Below are 16,971 nucleotides of genomic sequence, written 5' to 3' on the forward strand. Positions count from 1 at the left end.
ACCGAGCGAGTGGGCCTTGAGCAGGTCGTCCAGAGTGTCGCCGAGAGGCTTGCCGTGGGTATCGCCGCGTCGCCACGGGCGGAATCGCCAGCAGGGTCATTTCCGCGCCGCCGGCTCCCGCCGTCGCGAGGCGCCCGGAAAGGTGCCGCGCCTCCTCGACCGCATCCGGCGGCGGCGCAGTCTCGGGCGCGTCTCCGGCAGCCGGCGCATCGCGACGTAGATGCGGTCACTGCCGCCCTCGAGCCGATGTGCCGCCATGCTGACCCGAGTAACGGTTCCCTGCTGCCCGGCAAGGCGCACCGTGCCCGCCATCGCTCGCCGTGTGGGCGTCAGGGCCTCCAGCATGCCGGTGATCCGGCCGCGATCTGCCCGGTCGATCAGGTCGTCGATCGGCCGTCCGGTCCAGGCCGCTATGCTTCGGCCGGTCAGCGCCTCGCTTGCGCCCGACATGGTTTCGATCCGGAGATCGCGGTCGATCGTCAGAAGCAGGTCGCCCCAGCAGAATGCCAGCAGAGCATAGCGATCGCGGTCCTGCCGCAACCCGTTTGTCGCGGCGTCGGCTGTCGACATCCCGTTTCAGTCTCCGTACGGTGTCGAGAATCCGGCCCGCCTCCAGGCCGCATCCATAATGAAACATACACAGCCCCGATGCGAGGCGATCGTATCAATATGCGATGAATTGATTAATTGAGAGTTAACCCGGCTGGCTCATCCCAGTTCCCTGGCCAGCAGGTCGAGCCCGTGGTCCACAGTCGCCCGCCGCACCTCGCCCCGGTTGCCGGCAAAGACGCGCCGTTCGGCCAGGGTCGCGCCGCCCTTGCGTGCCAGGCCGAACCAGACCGTGCCGACCGGTTTCTCCGCCGAGCCACCCTCCGGGCCGGCGATTCCGGTGACCGCCACGGCGAGGTCGGCTTCCGCGCGTGCCAGGGCACCCTCGGCCATTGCCCGCGCCACCGCCTCGCTCACGGCCCCATCCCGCGCGATCAACGCGGGGGAACGCCGAGCATCGTCGTTTTTGCATCGTTCGCGTAGCTGACGAAGCCGTGGCCGAACACGGCGGAAGCGCCGGCGATGTCGGTCAGCGCCGCGGCGATCATTCCGCCGGTGCAGCTTTCCGCGGTCGTGATCCTGCATCCCGCGTCCCGCGCCCGCCCGATCACCAGCGCCGCTTTCGGGTTCACAGCCCCGTTCCCGGCCAGATGAAGCGTAACACCACCAGCACGATCGCGGCGAAGGCTCCGGCGATCCAGTCGTCCGCCATGATGCCGAAGGCGTCGTGCCGCGCATCTGCCAGGCTGATCGGCCAGGGCTTCCGGATGTCGAAGATGCGGAACAGCAGGAAGGCCAGCAGCACGCCCGAGCCGGTCAGCCAGGGCAGGCCGAGCAGGGCGATCATCTGCCCCGCCACCTCGTCGATCACGATCCAGCCCGGATCGCGCCGCGCCATGCCGGTTCCGGGGATCGCAATCAGCCCCGCAGCGCTGGACAGCAGGATTCCGCCGACGAGCGCGCCGATACCGTAATTGTAAAGTATGCAGCCGACGAGCAGCCCGAGCAGTGCGCCGGCGGTGCCCGGCGCGCGCGGCACGAAGCCGACGCCAAGGCCCGAGGCCACGGCTCGGCCCAGAACGCCAGAGGCGCTCACCGCGATGCGGTCCACCGCACCACCGGGTCGGTCGCCGGTTTTCCCTCCAGCGCGCGATAGATCACGATCCCCTCCGTCACCCGTTCCACATAGTTGCGCGTCTCCCCGAACGGGATCTCTTCGATCCACGTCACCAGGTCGGCCCCGCCTTCCGCCTTCGGCATGCGCGGATCGCCATTGGTGGCGACCCACTTCATGACGTTGCCGGGACCACCATTATACGCCGCGATCGCCAGCGGGAGGCAATCGCCGAAACGCTGGAGCAGATGGGCGAAATAGGCCGAGCCGAGCGCGATGTTCCGTGACGGATCATCGAGCAACGCCCGCGGCGGCAAGGCAAGGCCGGCGCGCTGCGCCACCTGCCTTGCCGTTCCCGGCATCAGCTGCATCAGCCCCTCGGCCCCGGAGGGGCTGACCACACGCGGATCGAAACTGCTTTCCTGGCGGATCAGCGACAGGATCACGCTGCGCGGCGGCGGCGGCGGGGGCGGCGGAACGGTCACCGCGGCGGGTTCAAGGCGCGGCTGGCCGGGTGCCGGCAGCAGCCCCGGCGGGATCGGCCAGCCGATATGCACCAGCATGTCGCCCGCCGTCCCGGCCATTCGCGCGACCATGACCGAAGCCGACACCTGGCCGATGCCGTCGGCAAGCCGCGCGTCGAGATATCTGTCGACGAGGCCGGGGCTAAGCTCGGCCATCCGCAGCAGGAAGGCGCGGGCCCGGCGCGGCGCGCCCATCTCGTCCAGCAGCACCGCGGCTTGCGGCAATTCGCGGGCGGCGAAGGCGGAGGCCTGCCCCGTCGTCACCGCAGGGGGGCCAAGCGTGCGGATTCGCACCGCCAGCTGCGCCGGCGTCTCGCCCGCCTGAAGCGCGGCCAACTGGCCGTAGAACGTGTCCGGATAGGCGGCGGCGCGCAGCAAATCGGCCCGCGCCGCCTGGCCGCTCTCGGTCTGCGCCAGCCAGTAGAAGGCGCGGGCACGGGTGATCACGGCGGTGGAAAGCGCGCCCAGCCGCACGAACCAGGGCCGCGCCACGGCCGGTTCTTGCAGCATGCGCAGGGCGATGAATCCGGCGAGGAAATCGCGGCTGGCCCGCGCGTCCTCGCCCGGCGGCCGGGCGGTGGCGACCAGCGCATAGGCGTCCTTCGCATCGCCGGCGGCAAGCAGGTCGCGCGCGAAACTCTCCCGCCGCCGCCAGAGCAGCGCGCGCGCCAGCCCCGTCGCCTGCTTCGCCGCATCCGCGCCCAGCGCCTGCCACAGCGCGAGTCGTCCGGCCTGATCGGGAGTTGCGGCGAGTTCGGCGAAGAACAGGAACGGGGTCGCCCGCTGCTCGATGGTCAGCGCCGCCACCGCCGCTTGCGCCTGCTTGCCGCCATGCGCGAGTGCCATGAAGGCGCGCGCGGTGGCGGCCTCGCCGGCCGGCAACTGATCGAGCAGCATCGTCGCCACGCTCAGTTTGCCGGCGATGGCGAGGCGCGAGAACCGCGCCCAGTTTGTCTGCCGCGTCAGCAGCGCGCCGTATTTCGCCTCGAATGTCGCCGCGCTGGCCGGACTGTCGAACCCGTCGATCCAGGCGCGCCGGGCGAAGCGCGCCGCCTCGCGCGGCGCCACCGGGTCGAGGGCGGCGGCGCAGCGCGCATTGGCGGCGGCGGTTGCGGGCAGCCGGGTGCGGCATTCGCGCCGCACCGCGGCGTCGTCCGGGTCGGCGGCCAGCGCCTCGTTCCACCGTCGCGCCAGGATCCCCTGTTCTGGCCAGTCGGGATATTTCGCCATGAACGCGGCGATCTCGGTTTCGTTCGCAGCGCCGGGGTCGAGCAGCCGGTAATAGGTCGCCAGCCGCGCCACCAGCCGGTCCGGCTGGGTGGCGGCCAGAGTTTCCGCCTCGGTCCAGCGATTGGCGCGGATGTCGTTCATGATCCGGGCGAGGGCAGGGACGGGTTGCAGCGGTGCCGCGATGGCAACCACGCCCAGCGGCGCGGGTGCGGCGCCGAGAGCGAGCAGGGACGTCAGCAGCAGCAGCAACATCCGGACCATGCACGAATCAATAGCAGGACTGATCCCGCGCTCCCATCCCTTGTCGCCGCCGAATGCTGCGAATAGGTTACGTCCACTCACGGAGATTACAATGTTTCACGGCTCACTGGTCGCGCTGGTCACCCCGATGCACGAAGACGGTCGCATCGACGAGGCCGCACTCGAACGTTTCATCGAATGGCAGATCGCCGAGGGCACCGACGGCCTCGTCCCGGTCGGCACCACGGGTGAATCCCCCACGCTCAGCCATGACGAGCACAAGCGCGTGGTGGAAATCACGATCGAGGTCGCGAAGAAACGCGTCCCGGTGATCGCCGGCGCCGGCTCCAACGCCACGCGCGAGGCGATCGGCCTCGCGAAGCATGCCGAATCCGTCGGCGCCGACGGCGTTCTCGTCGTCACTCCCTATTACAACAAGCCGACGCAGGACGGGCTGTTCCGCCACTTCACCGCGGTCGCCGATGCGATCGGCATTCCGCTGATCATCTACAACATCCCGCCCCGCTCGGTGATCGACATGAGCGTGGCGACGATGGCGCGCCTCGCGCAGCACCCCAACATCGTCGGGGTGAAGGACGCGACCGCGAGCCTCACCCGCCCGCTGCATACCGCCGCCGCCTGCGGCGCGTCGTTCTGCCAGCTCTCGGGCGAGGATCACACCGCACTCGCCTTTCTCGCCTCCGGCGGGGTCGGTTGCATTTCGGTCAGCGCCAACATCGCCCCGCGCCTCTGCGCCGAGATGCAGGGGGCCTGGCGCGCCGGCGATGTGAAGACCGCGATGGCGATCCAGTCCCGCCTGCTGCCCCTGCACGATGCGATGTTCGCCGAGAGCAATCCCGCCCCGGCGAAATATGCCGCCTCTCTGCTCGGCTTCGGCTCGGAAGTCTGCCGCCTGCCGCTCGCCCCGCTCGCCGAGGCGACGAAGGCGCAGATGCGCGCCGCGATGACCGGGCTCGGGCTGCTCGGCTGATGGCCGAACCCCGGAAATCCGGGCTGATCTCCCACGGGGTCGCCGCGCAGAACCGCAAGGCCCGGTTCAACTACACGATCAAGGACACGGTCGAGGCCGGACTCGTGCTGCGCGGCGCCGAGGTGAAGTCGCTGCGCATGGGGCGCGCCACCCTCTCCGAGGCCTTCGCCGGCGAGCGTGACGGCGAGATGTATCTCTTCAACATGTACATCCCCGAATATCAGGGCGGCGTGCTCTCCCGTTTCGACACCAAGGGCCCGCGCAAGCTGCTGCTCAAGCGCAAGCAGATCGACCAGCTCCTCGGCGCCATCGCCCGGCAGGGCTCGACCGTCGTTCCGCTCGATGTGCATTTCAACCCGCGCGGCCTCGCCAAGGTCACGCTCGGCATTGCCGAGGGCCGCAAGCAGCACGACAAGCGCCAGGCCATCGCCAAGCGCGACTGGGAACGCGACAAGGCCCGCATCCTCAAGAACCGCTGACCCTCGCCGCGCGCTGGACCGCGCCCCCTTTCACCCCATATCATCGTGTGGCCCGAAAGGAGAACGGCGATGGACGAGGCGGACAAGCAGGGAAACGACGGACCGGATATCAGCCTGATCGGCCAGATCCGCGACAAGCTGATCGGCCGCAAGCAGGACTGGTCGCGCGAGGGGCGGGGCCTGACCGGCGCCACCGCGCCGCCGGCGCAGCGCCTCCCCCCCGGCCAGCGCCTCGTCACCGACTGGCCGGTGCTCGATCTCGGCATCCAGCCGGAGGTGCCGAAATCCGCCTTCCGCCTCGCGATCGACGGCGCTGTCGCCAGCCCCGTCACCCTCGACTGGGACAGGTTCATGGCCCTGCCGCAGCAGGACAGCGTGTCCGACATGCACTGTGTCACCACCTGGTCGCGCTACGACAACCACTGGCGCGGCGTGTCGATCCGCACCATTCTCGACCTCGTCCAGCCGCACCCGGACGCGACCCACGTCCTTTTCGAGTCCTATGACGACTACACGACCAATCTTCGCCTCGACCAGTTCGCCGCCGAGGATTGCTGCCTGGTGCACAGCTGGGAGGGACAGCCGCTGACCCGTCAGCACGGCGGGCCGGTGCGGGTGCTGGTGCCGCGCTACTATCTCTGGAAATCCGCCAAATGGGTCCGCCGCATCACCTTCGCGACGGCCGACCGCAAGGGCTTCTGGGAAACCCGCGGCTACAACAACAACGCCGATCCCTGGGCCGAGGAACGTTACGCCTGATCCCCCCGCCTTCACGCGGGCCCCGGCTTCGGCTACCAGTCGGCTCGAACAGGGTATCCAAATCAGGAGAAACGCGATGATCAAGGTGGGCGACAGGCTCCCGGCCATGAAGCTGATGACCCCCGGCGCCGAGGGGCCGCAGGAGATCGACACCGGCGAGCTCTTCGCCGGCAAGACGGTGGTGCTCTTCGCCGTTCCCGGCGCCTTCACCCCCACCTGCAGCGCGAAGCACGTGCCCGGCTTCCTCGAGCATCACGACGCGCTGAAGGCGAAGGGCGTCGATGAAATCGTCTGCATCGCGGTGAACGACGTGTTCGTGATGTCCGCCTGGGCCGATGATCAGAAGGCCGCGGGCAAGATCACCTTCGTCGCCGACGGCTCTGGCGCCTTCACCCGCGCCATCGGCCTCGAACTGGATCTCATCGCCCGTGGCCTCGGCGTGCGCAGCCAGCGCTATGCCCTCGTGGCGCAGGATGGCGTGGTGACGCATCTCGCCATCGAACAGCCCGGCGGGTTCGACGTCAGCCGGGCCGAGGCGGTGCTGGAGTCGCTCGGCGGCTGAGCCTGCCCGCGTGAGTGCAAACTGCGGCCCGACGCTGAGCGTCGTCGTTCCCTGCTATCGCGAGGAGCCGAACGTCGCCCCCATGGTCGCCGCCCTCGATGCCGCGCTTGCCGGCATCGACTGGGAGGTGATTTTCGTCGATGACGACAGCCCTGACGGCACGGCCGACGCCGCCCGCGCTCTCGCCCGGAGCGATTGCCGCGTGCGCTGCCTCCGCCGGATCGGCCGGCGCGGCCTGTCCTCGGCGGTCATCGAGGGGGTGCTGTCCAGTTCCGCCCCCTTTGTCGCGGTGATCGACGGCGACCTCCAGCATGACGAAACCATCCTCCCCGCGATGCTCGAGGCGGTGCGCGCGGGGGCGGACATCGCGGTGGGCAGCCGCCATGTCGGCGACGGCGACGCCGCCGGTCTCGCCTCGCCGCTGCGCCAGCGCCTCTCCGCCGCCGGCATCGGCCTCGCCCAGAAACTCGCTGGTGTGAGGATTTCCGACCCGATGAGCGGCTTCTTCCTCCTCCGCCAGTCGCTGTTCGAGGATCTGGCGCACCGGCTGAACGGGCAGGGCTTCAAGATCCTGCTCGACCTGCTGCTTTCTGCGCCGGCGCCGCTAAAGGTCGCCGAACTGCCCTACCGCTTCCGCCCCGCGCCGCCGGCGAGAGCAAGCTCGATATTCTGGTGATGGTCCAGTTCGCCGGCCAGTTCGTCGACCGCGCGCTGGGCGGCATGGTGCCGCTGCGTTTCATCGCCTTCGCCCTGGTGGGGCTGTGCGGCATTGTCGTGAACCTTGCGGCGATGCAGGCGAGCCGCGCCGCCGGGCTCGATTTCGGCGCGGCGCAGACGCTTGGCACCGTCGTCGCCATGATCGCCAATTTCGAACTGAACAACCGCCTGACCTACCGCACGATGAAGCTGCGCGGCGCGCGCTACTGGCAGGGGCTTGTGCTGTTCATGCTGGTCTGCGGCCTCGGCGCCATCGCCAATATCGGCATTGCCGGCGCGCTCTATCATGGCGCCGATGCCAACGGTCTTGCTGCCAGCGCCGCGGGCTCGGCGGTTGGCGTCGTCTGGAACTACGCGGTCTCCGCCACCCTGGTCTGGCGGGTGCGATGAGCCGCCGGGCCTGGCTGGTGGCTCTGGCCGGCCTCACCCTCCTGCGCCTCGTCCTCGCCGCCCTCATTCCGCTTGCGCCGGACGAGACCTATTACTGGCTGTGGTCGAAGCACCTCGCCACCGGCTATTACGACGACGCCCCGCTGGTCGCGCTCTGGATCCGCGCCGGCACCGCCCTCGCGGGTGACGGCGCGCTCGGCATCCGCCTGCTCTCGCCGCTCTCCGCCGCGATCGGCACGCTGCTGCTCTGGCGCGCCGGCGAGGACCTCTTTCCCAACCGCCGCGCCGGCCTCACCGCAGCACTACTGCTCAACGCCACCCTGGTGCTGAACGCCGGCGCCATCATCACCACGCCCGACACGCCGCTCCTGCTGTTCTGGACGGCGTCGCTCTGGGCGATGGCGCGTTGGTTCGCCACCGGCGACGACCGCTGGGTCCTCGTGGCCGGCCTCGCCGCGGGGCTCGGCTTCGAGGCCAAATACACCGCCGCCCTGCTGTTCGTCGCGATCGGCCTGTTCATGCTGGTCACGCGCGAGGGCAGGGCGGGGCTGCGCCGGCCTCTGCCCTGGCTCGGCCTGCTGCTCGGCCTGCTGGCGATGCTGCCGGTCGTGAGGTGGAACGCGGCGCATGGCTGGGCGAGCTTCGCCAAGCAGGGCGGCCGCTCCGCGCATCTCGACCTTGTCGGCCTGCCGGGTCACCTGCTCGGGCTGGTTGGCGGGCAGGTGGGCCTCGCCACCCCGATCGTCCTCGGCCTGATGGTCTGGGGCGTCTGGTCGCTGCGGCGCGACCGTTCCGCCCCAGCCCGCCTTGTCCTGCTTGCGGTGCTGGTGCCCGCCGCCGTCTTCGTCGAGCACACGCTCTCCGGCCCGGTGCAGGCGAACTGGCCCGCCATTCTCTATCCCGGCGCCGCCCTCGCGGCCGGCGCCATCGCCCCGCGAATCGCCCACGTCTGGCTGCGGGCCGCCGCAGCACTCGGCTTCCTGCTGGCCGCGATTGTCTGGCTCCAGGCCGCCGTCGCCCTGTTCCCGCTGCCTCCGCATCGCGATCCGACCGCAATCCGCCTCGCTGGCTGGAAGGCGCTGGCGCGCAATGTCGCCCGCGCCGCCGCGTCGCGCCATCTCACCGTGATCGCCAGCACCGACTACAGCACCCTGTCCGAACTGGCACATGATCTGCCGCCCCGCTTCGCCGTGGTCGGACTCGGCCCGCGCTGGTGCTTCTTCGCCGCCCCGCCAGCCGCGCCCGGCACGCCGGTCCTGCTGGTCGAACCGTCCTGGCTCGCCGGTTTCGCCGCAAGCGAGGTCGCCGCCGCCGCCCCTGCCGGCCATGCCGCCCGCCGGCGCGCCGGCGTCGCGATCGAATCCTACGTCCTGTCCGCCGCCCGGCTCGCCGCCGCCCCCGCCGCACTCATGAGGCCCAAGCAATGACCCGCCTGCCCACCGCCGAGGATGTTCTCGCCGCCCGCGCCCTGATCGCCCCGCACATCGTCCGCACCCCGACGCTGCGCTCTCCCGCGCTCGACGAGCGGACCGGCGCCGAGGTCTTCATCAAGGCCGAGCCCTTGCAGCGCACGGGCAGCTTCAAGTTGCGCGGCGCGACCAACGCGATCCTGAGACTCGACCCTGCGGCGCGTGAAGCGGGCGTCGTCGCCTATTCCTCGGGCAATCATGGTCAGGCGGTGGCCTGCGCTGCGGCGGCTCTCGGAATTCCGGCCACGATCGTGATGCCGCGCGACGCGCCTGCCATCAAGCGCGAGTCGACCGCCGCCTGGGGCGCCGAAATCGTCCAGTACGACCGCCGTACCGAAGACCGCGTCGCAATCTCCGCCGCAATTGCCGCGCGCACCGGCGCCGTCCTTATCCCGCCTTTCGACCATCCCGACGTGATTGCCGGGCAGGGCACCCTTGCCCTCGAACTGGTGGATGACGCGCGGGCGGCGGGCGCCGAACTCGATATTGTCTTCGTCTGCACCGGCGGCGGCGGCCTCACCGCCGGCTGCGCCCTTGCCCTCGAACACGCCTCGCCGGAGACCCGGCTGATCGCCGTCGAGCCCGAGGGGTGGGACGATACCGGCCGTTCGCTGGCGGCCGGCGCCCGCCTCGCCAATGACGGTGCGGGCTCCGCGCTGTGCGACGCGCTGATGGCGATGACGCCCGGCGAACTCACCTTCGCGCTGAACGCGCCCCGCCTCGCCGGCGCCGTCGCGGTTGGCGAGGTGGAGGTGCTTGCCGCGATGGGCTTCGCGCTGCGGCATCTCAAGCTCGTGGTCGAACCCGGGGGCGCCGTGGCGCTGGCGGCGGTGCTGGCCGAGGCGCTGCCGCTTGACGGTTTGTCCGTCGGCGTTGTCCTGTCGGGGGGGAACGCCGATCCGGAAATTCTGACCCGCGTCCTTGCTGTGACCTCCTGATGGCCTGATTTAGGCTTTTTTAACACCTACCCCTGATACTCCGGCTCCGAAAGGCAGCACGGAGTTCATGGCGCAGCGCAAGAAAAAGGGCGGCAAGGGCGGCGATCAGGCGGTCAACCTGATCATCCGTCGCGAAGAGATCATCGAGGCCGGCCATCATGGCGGGTCCTGGAAGATCGCGTATGCCGACTTCGTGACGGCGATGATGGCATTCTTTCTGCTGATGTGGCTGATCAGCGCCACGACAAAGGCGCAGCGCATCGGCCTTGCCGACTATTTCAGCCAGGCCAACGTGCTCAATCGCGGCGCTTCCGGCGAGGGCAAGCCCTTCGGTGGCAAGACTCCATTCGACAAAGGCTCGCTCGCGTCCGATCTCGGTGCGGTCCGTGTCACTGTCGGGCACAACCCCGTCTCCTATCAGGTGCCGCACACGCCGCAGGGGCGTCAGGTCCGTCCCGACCATCCGACCGGCAAGGACATGGTGAATACCTCGCCGGGTTCTGGCCATCAGCCCCGTGCCGACAGTTCGCAATCGTCATCCACGCCGCGCCCGGCACCTGTCTTGCAGAAGCCGCAGCCAGCCGGCTCTGCCGGGTCAGCCATCCAGGGCGCCTTCGGTGGGGTTGCGCCCGGCAATCTCGGGATCGCCCAACTGAAGATCGCCGGCACCGAGATCAAGGATATGGTGGCGCAGGATCCGAACCTCGCCTCGCTGTCCAAACAGGTGAGCGTGACGGTCACGCCGGAAGGCCTGCGCATCCAGATCATGGACGCGCACAAGCGGCCGATGTTCGCGTTGGGGTCGTCCCAGCCCAATCCCATGACGCTGCGGCTGCTCACCAAGATAGCGCCAATCCTGAGCGGCCTCGGCGATCACATCCGCATCGCCGGCTACACCGACGCGAGACCTTACGTCGCTGGCCCCAAGGACAATTGGGATCTTTCTGTCGAGCGCGCGAACGCGACGCGCCAGGTTCTTGTCAAGGCCGGCTTTCCGAAGCGACTGATCGCGCGCGTGAGCGGCTATGCCGACCACAAGTTGCTCATCCCATCCAACCCTCTGGCGGCGGCCAATCGGCGGGTGGGGATACTGGTGGTGCGACCGGCACTGCCTAAAGGGGTCAAAACAGCTGGCGCTGCGGCGCCATGACCCGACCGGAGAAGCAATATTCTGGAATATCGGTGATTTATGCTCACTCTGGGAGGCGTTGCATTCCTGCTCGTCTGTGTATTCGGGGTCTTCATCGTTACTGGGGGGGCCATCATCCCGCTGCTCAAGTCGATGCCTTTCGAACTCATCACGATCGGCGGCGCTGCGATTGGCACGTTTGTGGCCGGCAACTCGATGCACGACATCAAGCACACGATGGGCGGCTTCAAGAAGGTTCTGCGCGGCAGCGCCTTCAAGAAGACCGATTATATCGATCTGCTGTGCCTGCTGTTCTACCTCGTCCGCCTCGCGGCGACACGCGGCGCAATGGCGCTGGAGCCGCATATCGAGCGGCCGGATGAAAGTCCGGTCTTCAAGCATTTCCCGACGATCCTGAAAAATCACGAGGCCACCGGCATCATCTGCGACTATCTGCGGATGGTTGGCATGAACGCCGACGATCCGCACCAGATCGAGGACGTGATGGCGCGGGAATTGCGCAAGACCCTTGCCGAGGAACTGCACGGCGCGCATTCGTTGCAGACCATGGCGGATGGTCTGCCTGCGCTCGGCATCGTCGCGGCCGTGCTTGGCGTGATCAAGACCATGGCCGACATTAGCAAGCCGCCCGCGGTGCTCGGGGAGATGATCGGCGAGGCCCTCACGGGCACGTTTCTCGGCGTGTTGCTGGCCTATGGCGTGGTGGGGCCGCTGTCCACGCGGCTACGCGGCGTGGTCGAGGAGGAATCCCGCTATCTGGAAGTGATCCGCGCGGTTCTGGTTGCCCATTTGCACGGCAACGCGCCGCAGGTCAGTGTGGAGGTCGGCCGCAAGATGGTGCCGAACCCCCTGATGCCGACATTCAGCGAGCTTGAGGAGTCGATCGAATCCCTCAAGATCGCAACCTGATCATGCCCATGACATGTTCCGATCCTCCCGGATCGAATATGTCGGTCTGTGATATCGAGGATTACAGTGTCCCGATCCGGTCGGATGATCCCAGAGGCGCCGATGACGCTTTAGCCTGGTCCGGCGAGATGCCGTTGCATCAGGACGACGTCGATCCAGCGGCCGAACTTGAACCCCACGTCGCGGAGCGTGCCGACGCGCTGGAACCCGAGGCTCGCATGCACGCCGATCGAGCCGACATTGTCCGAATCTCCGATGACTGCAAGCATCTGCCGGAATCCTGCTTCGCGCGCTTCATCGAGCAGCCGTGCCACAAGCGCCTTGCCCACGCCCTGGCCCCTGACGTCCTCCCGCACATAGACGCTGTCCTCAGCCGTGAACCGATAGGCCGAGCGGTCGCGATACTGGTCGAAATAGGCATATCCGAGAATGCCCGTCGCATCCGCCGCGACCACCCAGCTTCGTCCCCTGCCGGTGATCTCGCGATGTCGCGCCGCAACCGCCTCGAGCGAGGGTGGCACCTCGTCGAACGTGCCGGTGCCCTCCAGCACATGATGGGCGTAGATCGCCTGGCAGGCGGGCAGATCTTCCGGGGTGGCGGGGCGGATATCCATCGACGCAACTCCTTTGCAGGTCGGACTCTGATGCAGCACCGCCGGTTCGGAAACGCAAGACCCGCACGCCAGTGAGCACGATCTATGGCAAATGGTCTGATTTAGTGTTAGGTTATGGATAGATGTTTGATTGGATATTTTATTTCGTAACCGGGTGCGTTTTTTGCACCCCGCGGTGCCTCATTTCGGCGCTGCAGACCGGCAGATGCGCCCCGGGCGAAAAATCCATCGCAACGGGGAAAGAATTTGTCTGATGCACGATACCAGCGAGCCGATCGACCCTGCGCCGCAGAGCGGCGTGGTACCTCATGTCCGCGTCCTCGCGGTCAGGGCGGCGGCGCGGTTTCACGGGGTCGATCTCGACCCTGAGCTGCTACGCAAGGACACGGATCCTGCGGCAGTGCCGGGCTCGCCCGCCCTTGTCGAGTGGGCGCGCGAGGCCGGGCTCTGGGCACGCGCCATCCGTGTCGGTTTCCGCCAGCTCCTCAAGACTGACACGACCGCTCCCGTAATTCTCCTGATGAAGGATGGCGGCGCGGCGCTGATGATGGCCTGCGACCGTGAGCGCGCCGTCGTCTTCCTGCGCGATCCCCGCGCCCCGCAGGGAACGGCTTCGGTGCCGATTGACGAGCTGCAACTCGCCCAGCTCTGGGATGGCACGGTTCTGCTGATCCGCGGCGAGCGCGCCGAAGAAGACGCCGATCCGATCTTCAACTTCACCCTGCTGTTCCGGATGGTCTGGCGTGAGAAGCGCCTCCTGCGCGACATCGCGGTGAGTTCCGTCACCCTGACCATCCTGCAGATCATTCCGGCGCTGCTCGTCATGGTCGTGCTCAACAGCGTGATCGAATACCACGCGATGAATACGCTGGCGCTGATGTCGATCATCTTCGGTATCAGCATTCTCTGGGAGGCGCTGCTCACCTGGGGTCGGCAGATGATGCTGGTCACGCTTTCCACCAGGATCGATGCCCGGCTGAATCTGATGATCTTCGATCGGTTGATGACGATTCCGATCGAATTCTTCGAACGCAACCAGGCGGGGCAGATCGCCTACAAGGTTTCCCAGATCTATCGTGTGCGCGACTTCATCACCGGTCGCCTGCTGACGACCTTCATCAACATCTTCATGATCGCGCTGGTTCTGCCGATCCTGTTCTACCTCAATGCCTTCCTGGCCTGGACCATTTTGATCGCTTCGGCGATCATCGCCATCATCATCACTGCCTTTCTCCCGGCGATCGCCCGTCTGACCGGGCGCATCATCGAGGCAGAGAGCGCGAAGGGCGCGGTTCTCGTCGAGAGTCTTTACGGCGTGCGGACGGTGAAATCGCTGGCGCTTGAAAAGGTTCGCGCTGATGACTGGGATGGCCGTGTCGCGTTGACAAGTCGGCTTAACCTCGAAATGGGCCAGCTCTCGGCCTGGCCGCAGGTGCTCTCGCTCCCCTTCGACCGCTATGCCTCGATCGGCGTTCTGCTGCTGGGCGGCTATGTCGCGCTTACCGCGCAGAATCCGCTCGCCGCCGGATCGCTGGTCGGGTTCATGCTCCTCGGCGGGCGTGTTGCCGGCCCGCTGGTCTCTTTCGCCCGTCTTGTGCAGGACGCGCAGGAGGCTCGCGCGGCCTTTGCCATTGTCGGCGAAGTGCTTAACCGGCCGACCGAACGGCGCGCCATGAACACCGGCCTGCGCCCGGCTTTTCATGGCGCCATCGAATTCGAGGATGTGACCTTCACGTATGAGGGCGCAAAGACACCGGCGCTGAACAAGGTCAGTTTCGCGGTGCCCGAGGGGACCATGCTCGGCATTGTCGGCCGTTCCGGATCGGGCAAATCCACGATCACCCGTCTGCTCCAGGGGATGTTGATTTCCGCTGAGATCTGACCCGGGAAGGCCGGATTTTTCCACTGAGATTTGACCCATGTTTGACTGTTTCCCCGTCTGGAAGAGGCGGGGGCGAACGGAGTGTTGGACATGGCGTTTTTGAGCATTATCCGCCGGTGGCATAAGCGTGAGCATGTGCCGATCCGAGAGATTTCCCGGCGCACAGGCGTGTCGCGGAACACGATCCGCAAATATCTTCGGTCTGATGTGATTGAGCCGAAGTTTCAGGTTCCGGACCGGCCGAGCAAGCTTGATCCTTATGCCGAGAAGCTTTTGGCGTGGCTGCGCCGTGAAGCTGGCCGGCCGCGCAAGCAGCGGCGGACGGTCAAGCAGCTATACGGTGATCTCGTCAGCCTGGGCTATGACGGTTCCTACAATCGTGTGGCGGCCTTTGCCCGGGCTTGGAAGGGGGAGTGCCAACGGCTGCAGCAGACCGCCGGCCGGGGAACCTTCGTGCCCTTGGCCTTTGCGCCTGGCGAGGCGTTCCAGTTTGACTGGAGCGAAGATTTTGCGATCATCGGTGGCGTCCGCGTCAAGTTGCAGGTGGCGCACACCAAACTGTCGCATAGCCGGGCGTTCATTGTTCGGGCCTATCTGCTGCAGACACATGAGATGTTGTTCGACGCGCATAACCACGCCTTCCAAGCTCTCGGCGGCGTACCGCGGCGCGGGATTTACGACAACATGCGCACCGCCGTTGACAAGGTCGGCCGTGGCAAGGAGCGCAGCGTCAACGCCCGCTTCCTGGCGATGACCAGCCATTATCTCTTCGAGGCCGAGTTCTGTAATCGGGCCGCCGGTTGGGAGAAGGGGCAGGTTGAGAAGAACGTCCAGGATGCACGCCACCGCCTGTGGCAGTCCATGCCTCCGTTCGAAAGCTTGGACGCCCTGAACGACTGGCTGGAGCGGCGCTGCCGGGAGCTGTGGGAGCAGACCGCGCATGGCAACGAGCCGGGAACCATTGCCGATGTCTGGGCCAGCGAGGTTGAGAGCCTCATGCCTGTGGGCCGTCCGTTCGATGGGTTCGTGGAACACACCAAGCGGGTCTCCTCGACCTGCCTGATCCACTTGGAGCGTAACCGCTACAGCGTGCCGGCCTCTTTTGCCAACCGGCCGGTCAGCCTGCGGGTCTATCCCGACAGGCTGGTGGTGGCGGCGGAGGGGCAAATCATCTGCGAGCATCCGCGCATCATCGACCGGACGCACAACGGCCCAGGGCGCACTGTGTATGACTGGCGGCATTATCTGGCGGTGATCCAGCGCAAGCCGGGCGCCTTGCGCAACGGTGCGCCGTTCCTGGAATTGCCCGATGCCTTCAAGCGGCTGCAGCAACATCTCCTGCGCCGTCCTGGCGGTGACCGGGAGATGGTGGAGATCCTGGCCCTGGTGCTGCACCATGACGAGCAGGCGGTGTTGGTGGCGGTGGAACTGGCGCTGGAGGACGGCGTGCCGTCCAAGACGCATATCATCAACCGGCTCCACCGGCTGATCGACGGCAAACAGGCTCCGCCTCCGGTCATCACCGCGCCACAGGCACTGACATTGGCCAATGAACCCAAGGCTGACGTCGAGCGCTACGATAGCTTGCGCCAATCTGAGGAGGCCCGCCATGCGTCATGATCCCGCCACCGGCGCGCTCGTCATCATGCTGCGCAGCCTCAAAATGCACGGCATGGCACAGGCCGTCGATGAACTGGCCCAGCAGGGTGCCCCGGCCTTCGAAGCCGCCATCCCGGTACTCTCCCAGTTGCTCAAGGCCGAGACCGCTGAGCGCGAGGTCCGCTCCATGGCCTATCAGTTCAAGGCCGCCCGCTTCCCGGCCTATCGCGACCTGGCCGGCTTCGACTTCGCCAGCAGCGAGGTCAATGAGGCCCTGGTCCGCCAGTTGCATCGTTGCGACTTCATCGAACCCGCCGACAATGTCGTGCTCGTCGGCGGCCCGGGCACGGGCAAAACCCACATCGCCACCGCGCTCGGCGTGCAGGCCGTCGAGCATCACAAAAAGCGCGTCCGCTTCTTCTCCACCGTCGAGCTGGTCAATGCTCTGGAGCAGGAAAAAGCTCAGGGAAAGGCTGGGCAAATCGCCGGCCGTCTGATCCATGCCGACCTCGTCATCCTCGATGAGCTTGGCTATCTGCCCTTCAGCGCCTCAGGCGGAGCTTTGCTGTTCCATCTGCTCAGCAAGCTCTACGAGCGCACCAGCGTCGTCATCACCACCAACCTGAGCTTCAGCGAATGGTCCGCCGTCTTCGGCGACGCCAAGATGACCACCGCGCTCCTCGATCGCCTCACCCACCACTGCCATATCCTCGAGACCGGAAATGACAGCTTCAGGTTCAAAAATAGCTCCGTGCAGAAATCCCAAAAACGAAAGGAGAAAAATCCAGCCTTGACCCCATCATGAAACTCAAATCATAAACTATGGGCGGGTCAAATCTCGATGGAATTCCCGGG

The 16,971-nt window shown here is 67.0% G+C and carries 15 protein-coding genes and 2 pseudogenes; 12 read left to right on the top strand and 5 right to left on the bottom strand.

Annotation, left to right across the window (positions count from 1 at the left end; genetic code table 11):
• Nucleotides 1–96 precede the first annotated feature (96 nt).
• The 4 genes and pseudogenes from ACIDOCELLA78_RS86075 to ACIDOCELLA78_RS86090 form a co-directional block, all read right to left on the bottom strand.
• On the bottom strand, nucleotides 97–570 hold the full coding sequence (locus ACIDOCELLA78_RS86075; protein ID WP_249675444.1) for a PAS domain-containing protein: 474 nt from the start codon (nucleotides 568–570) through the stop codon (nucleotides 97–99).
• Between the two features lie 138 nt (nucleotides 571–708).
• Nucleotides 709–1,181 (bottom strand): annotated as a pseudogene (locus ACIDOCELLA78_RS86080) (CinA family protein).
• Nucleotides 1,178–1,660: a phosphatidylglycerophosphatase A gene (locus ACIDOCELLA78_RS86085; protein WP_201728227.1), complete on the bottom strand. Its 483-nt coding sequence runs from the start codon at nucleotides 1,658–1,660 to the stop codon at nucleotides 1,178–1,180. The pseudogene ACIDOCELLA78_RS86080 and the gene ACIDOCELLA78_RS86085 overlap by 4 nt, the downstream one beginning before the upstream one ends.
• A complete protein-coding gene (locus ACIDOCELLA78_RS86090) occupies nucleotides 1,642–3,678 on the bottom strand; it encodes a lytic transglycosylase domain-containing protein (RefSeq protein WP_201728228.1) in 2,037 nt (678 codons plus the stop codon). Before ACIDOCELLA78_RS86090 ends, ACIDOCELLA78_RS86085 begins: the two co-directional genes overlap by 19 nt.
• Nucleotides 3,679–3,769: 91 nt before the next feature.
• Between ACIDOCELLA78_RS86090 and dapA the strand changes: the two genes are divergently transcribed.
• The 9 genes and pseudogenes from dapA (at nucleotide 3,770) to motA (ending at nucleotide 12,021) form a co-directional block, all read left to right on the top strand.
• Nucleotides 3,770–4,648 (top strand): 4-hydroxy-tetrahydrodipicolinate synthase, encoded by an 879-nt coding sequence (dapA, locus tag ACIDOCELLA78_RS86095; protein WP_201728229.1) that lies wholly within the window; start codon nucleotides 3,770–3,772, stop codon nucleotides 4,646–4,648.
• A complete protein-coding gene (smpB, locus tag ACIDOCELLA78_RS86100) occupies nucleotides 4,648–5,127 on the top strand; it encodes an SsrA-binding protein SmpB (protein WP_201728230.1) in 480 nt (159 codons plus the stop codon). The genes dapA and smpB overlap by 1 nt, the downstream gene beginning before the upstream one ends.
• Nucleotides 5,128–5,196: 69 nt before the next feature.
• Nucleotides 5,197–5,886: a sulfite oxidase-like oxidoreductase gene (locus ACIDOCELLA78_RS86105; RefSeq protein WP_201728231.1), complete on the top strand. Its 690-nt coding sequence runs from the start codon at nucleotides 5,197–5,199 to the stop codon at nucleotides 5,884–5,886.
• 76 nt (nucleotides 5,887–5,962) lie between these two features.
• Entirely contained in the window at nucleotides 5,963–6,448 is a 486-nt protein-coding gene (locus tag ACIDOCELLA78_RS86110; protein WP_201728232.1) for a peroxiredoxin, read from the top strand.
• 82 nt (nucleotides 6,449–6,530) lie between these two features.
• A pseudogene (locus tag ACIDOCELLA78_RS86115) lies at nucleotides 6,531–7,555 on the top strand (glycosyltransferase).
• Nucleotides 7,552–8,982: a glycosyltransferase family 39 protein gene (locus tag ACIDOCELLA78_RS86120; RefSeq protein WP_201728233.1), complete on the top strand. Its 1,431-nt coding sequence runs from the start codon at nucleotides 7,552–7,554 to the stop codon at nucleotides 8,980–8,982. The pseudogene ACIDOCELLA78_RS86115 and the gene ACIDOCELLA78_RS86120 overlap by 4 nt, the downstream one beginning before the upstream one ends.
• A complete protein-coding gene (locus ACIDOCELLA78_RS86125) occupies nucleotides 8,979–9,962 on the top strand; it encodes a threonine/serine dehydratase (RefSeq protein ID WP_201728234.1) in 984 nt (327 codons plus the stop codon). Before ACIDOCELLA78_RS86120 ends, ACIDOCELLA78_RS86125 begins: the two co-directional genes overlap by 4 nt.
• Nucleotides 9,963–10,029: 67 nt before the next feature.
• Nucleotides 10,030–11,112, top strand: coding sequence for a flagellar motor protein MotB (locus ACIDOCELLA78_RS86130; protein WP_201728235.1), 1,083 nt, complete (start codon nucleotides 10,030–10,032; stop codon nucleotides 11,110–11,112).
• Between the two features lie 39 nt (nucleotides 11,113–11,151).
• Complete coding sequence (gene motA / locus ACIDOCELLA78_RS86135; RefSeq protein ID WP_201728236.1) at nucleotides 11,152–12,021, top strand: flagellar motor stator protein MotA; 870 nt, start codon at nucleotides 11,152–11,154, stop codon at nucleotides 12,019–12,021.
• Between the two features lie 110 nt (nucleotides 12,022–12,131).
• Here motA and ACIDOCELLA78_RS86140 read toward each other — a convergent pair whose 3' ends face one another.
• Nucleotides 12,132–12,635: a GNAT family N-acetyltransferase gene (locus ACIDOCELLA78_RS86140; protein ID WP_201728237.1), complete on the bottom strand. Its 504-nt coding sequence runs from the start codon at nucleotides 12,633–12,635 to the stop codon at nucleotides 12,132–12,134.
• Between the two features lie 253 nt (nucleotides 12,636–12,888).
• Here ACIDOCELLA78_RS86140 and ACIDOCELLA78_RS86145 point away from each other — a divergent pair, with 253 nt between their 5' ends.
• The 3 genes from ACIDOCELLA78_RS86145 (at nucleotide 12,889) to istB (ending at nucleotide 16,921) form a co-directional block, all read left to right on the top strand.
• Complete coding sequence (locus ACIDOCELLA78_RS86145; RefSeq protein WP_249675459.1) at nucleotides 12,889–14,517, top strand: peptidase domain-containing ABC transporter; 1,629 nt, start codon at nucleotides 12,889–12,891, stop codon at nucleotides 14,515–14,517.
• A gap of 90 nt (nucleotides 14,518–14,607) precedes the next feature.
• The gene (istA, locus tag ACIDOCELLA78_RS86150; protein WP_201727588.1) at nucleotides 14,608–16,137 is read left to right on the top strand and encodes an IS21 family transposase; all 1,530 of its coding nucleotides are present in this window, start codon (nucleotides 14,608–14,610) and stop codon (nucleotides 16,135–16,137) included.
• Complete coding sequence (istB, locus tag ACIDOCELLA78_RS86155; protein ID WP_013641220.1) at nucleotides 16,127–16,921, top strand: IS21-like element helper ATPase IstB; 795 nt, start codon at nucleotides 16,127–16,129, stop codon at nucleotides 16,919–16,921. Before istA ends, istB begins: the two co-directional genes overlap by 11 nt.
• Nucleotides 16,922–16,971: the final 50 nt, after the last annotated feature.

It is taken from the genome of Acidocella sp. C78, assembly GCF_907164655.1.

Coding starts and splice junctions, on each gene's coding strand:
- ACIDOCELLA78_RS86075 (WP_249675444.1), bottom strand. CDS start 570: ATGTCGACAGCCGACGCCGCGACAAACGGGTTGCGGCAGGACCGCGAT.
- ACIDOCELLA78_RS86090 (WP_201728228.1), bottom strand. CDS start 3,678: ATGGTCCGGATGTTGCTGCTGCTGCTGACGTCCCTGCTCGCTCTCGGC.
- dapA (WP_201728229.1), top strand. CDS start 3,770: ATGTTTCACGGCTCACTGGTCGCGCTGGTCACCCCGATGCACGAAGAC.
- smpB (WP_201728230.1), top strand. CDS start 4,648: ATGGCCGAACCCCGGAAATCCGGGCTGATCTCCCACGGGGTCGCCGCG.
- ACIDOCELLA78_RS86105 (WP_201728231.1), top strand. CDS start 5,197: ATGGACGAGGCGGACAAGCAGGGAAACGACGGACCGGATATCAGCCTG.
- ACIDOCELLA78_RS86110 (WP_201728232.1), top strand. CDS start 5,963: ATGATCAAGGTGGGCGACAGGCTCCCGGCCATGAAGCTGATGACCCCC.
- ACIDOCELLA78_RS86120 (WP_201728233.1), top strand. CDS start 7,552: ATGAGCCGCCGGGCCTGGCTGGTGGCTCTGGCCGGCCTCACCCTCCTG.
- ACIDOCELLA78_RS86125 (WP_201728234.1), top strand. CDS start 8,979: ATGACCCGCCTGCCCACCGCCGAGGATGTTCTCGCCGCCCGCGCCCTG.
- ACIDOCELLA78_RS86130 (WP_201728235.1), top strand. CDS start 10,030: ATGGCGCAGCGCAAGAAAAAGGGCGGCAAGGGCGGCGATCAGGCGGTC.
- motA (WP_201728236.1), top strand. CDS start 11,152: ATGCTCACTCTGGGAGGCGTTGCATTCCTGCTCGTCTGTGTATTCGGG.
- ACIDOCELLA78_RS86140 (WP_201728237.1), bottom strand. CDS start 12,635: ATGGATATCCGCCCCGCCACCCCGGAAGATCTGCCCGCCTGCCAGGCG.
- ACIDOCELLA78_RS86145 (WP_249675459.1), top strand. CDS start 12,889: ATGCACGATACCAGCGAGCCGATCGACCCTGCGCCGCAGAGCGGCGTG.
- istA (WP_201727588.1), top strand. CDS start 14,608: ATGGCGTTTTTGAGCATTATCCGCCGGTGGCATAAGCGTGAGCATGTG.
- istB (WP_013641220.1), top strand. CDS start 16,127: ATGCGTCATGATCCCGCCACCGGCGCGCTCGTCATCATGCTGCGCAGC.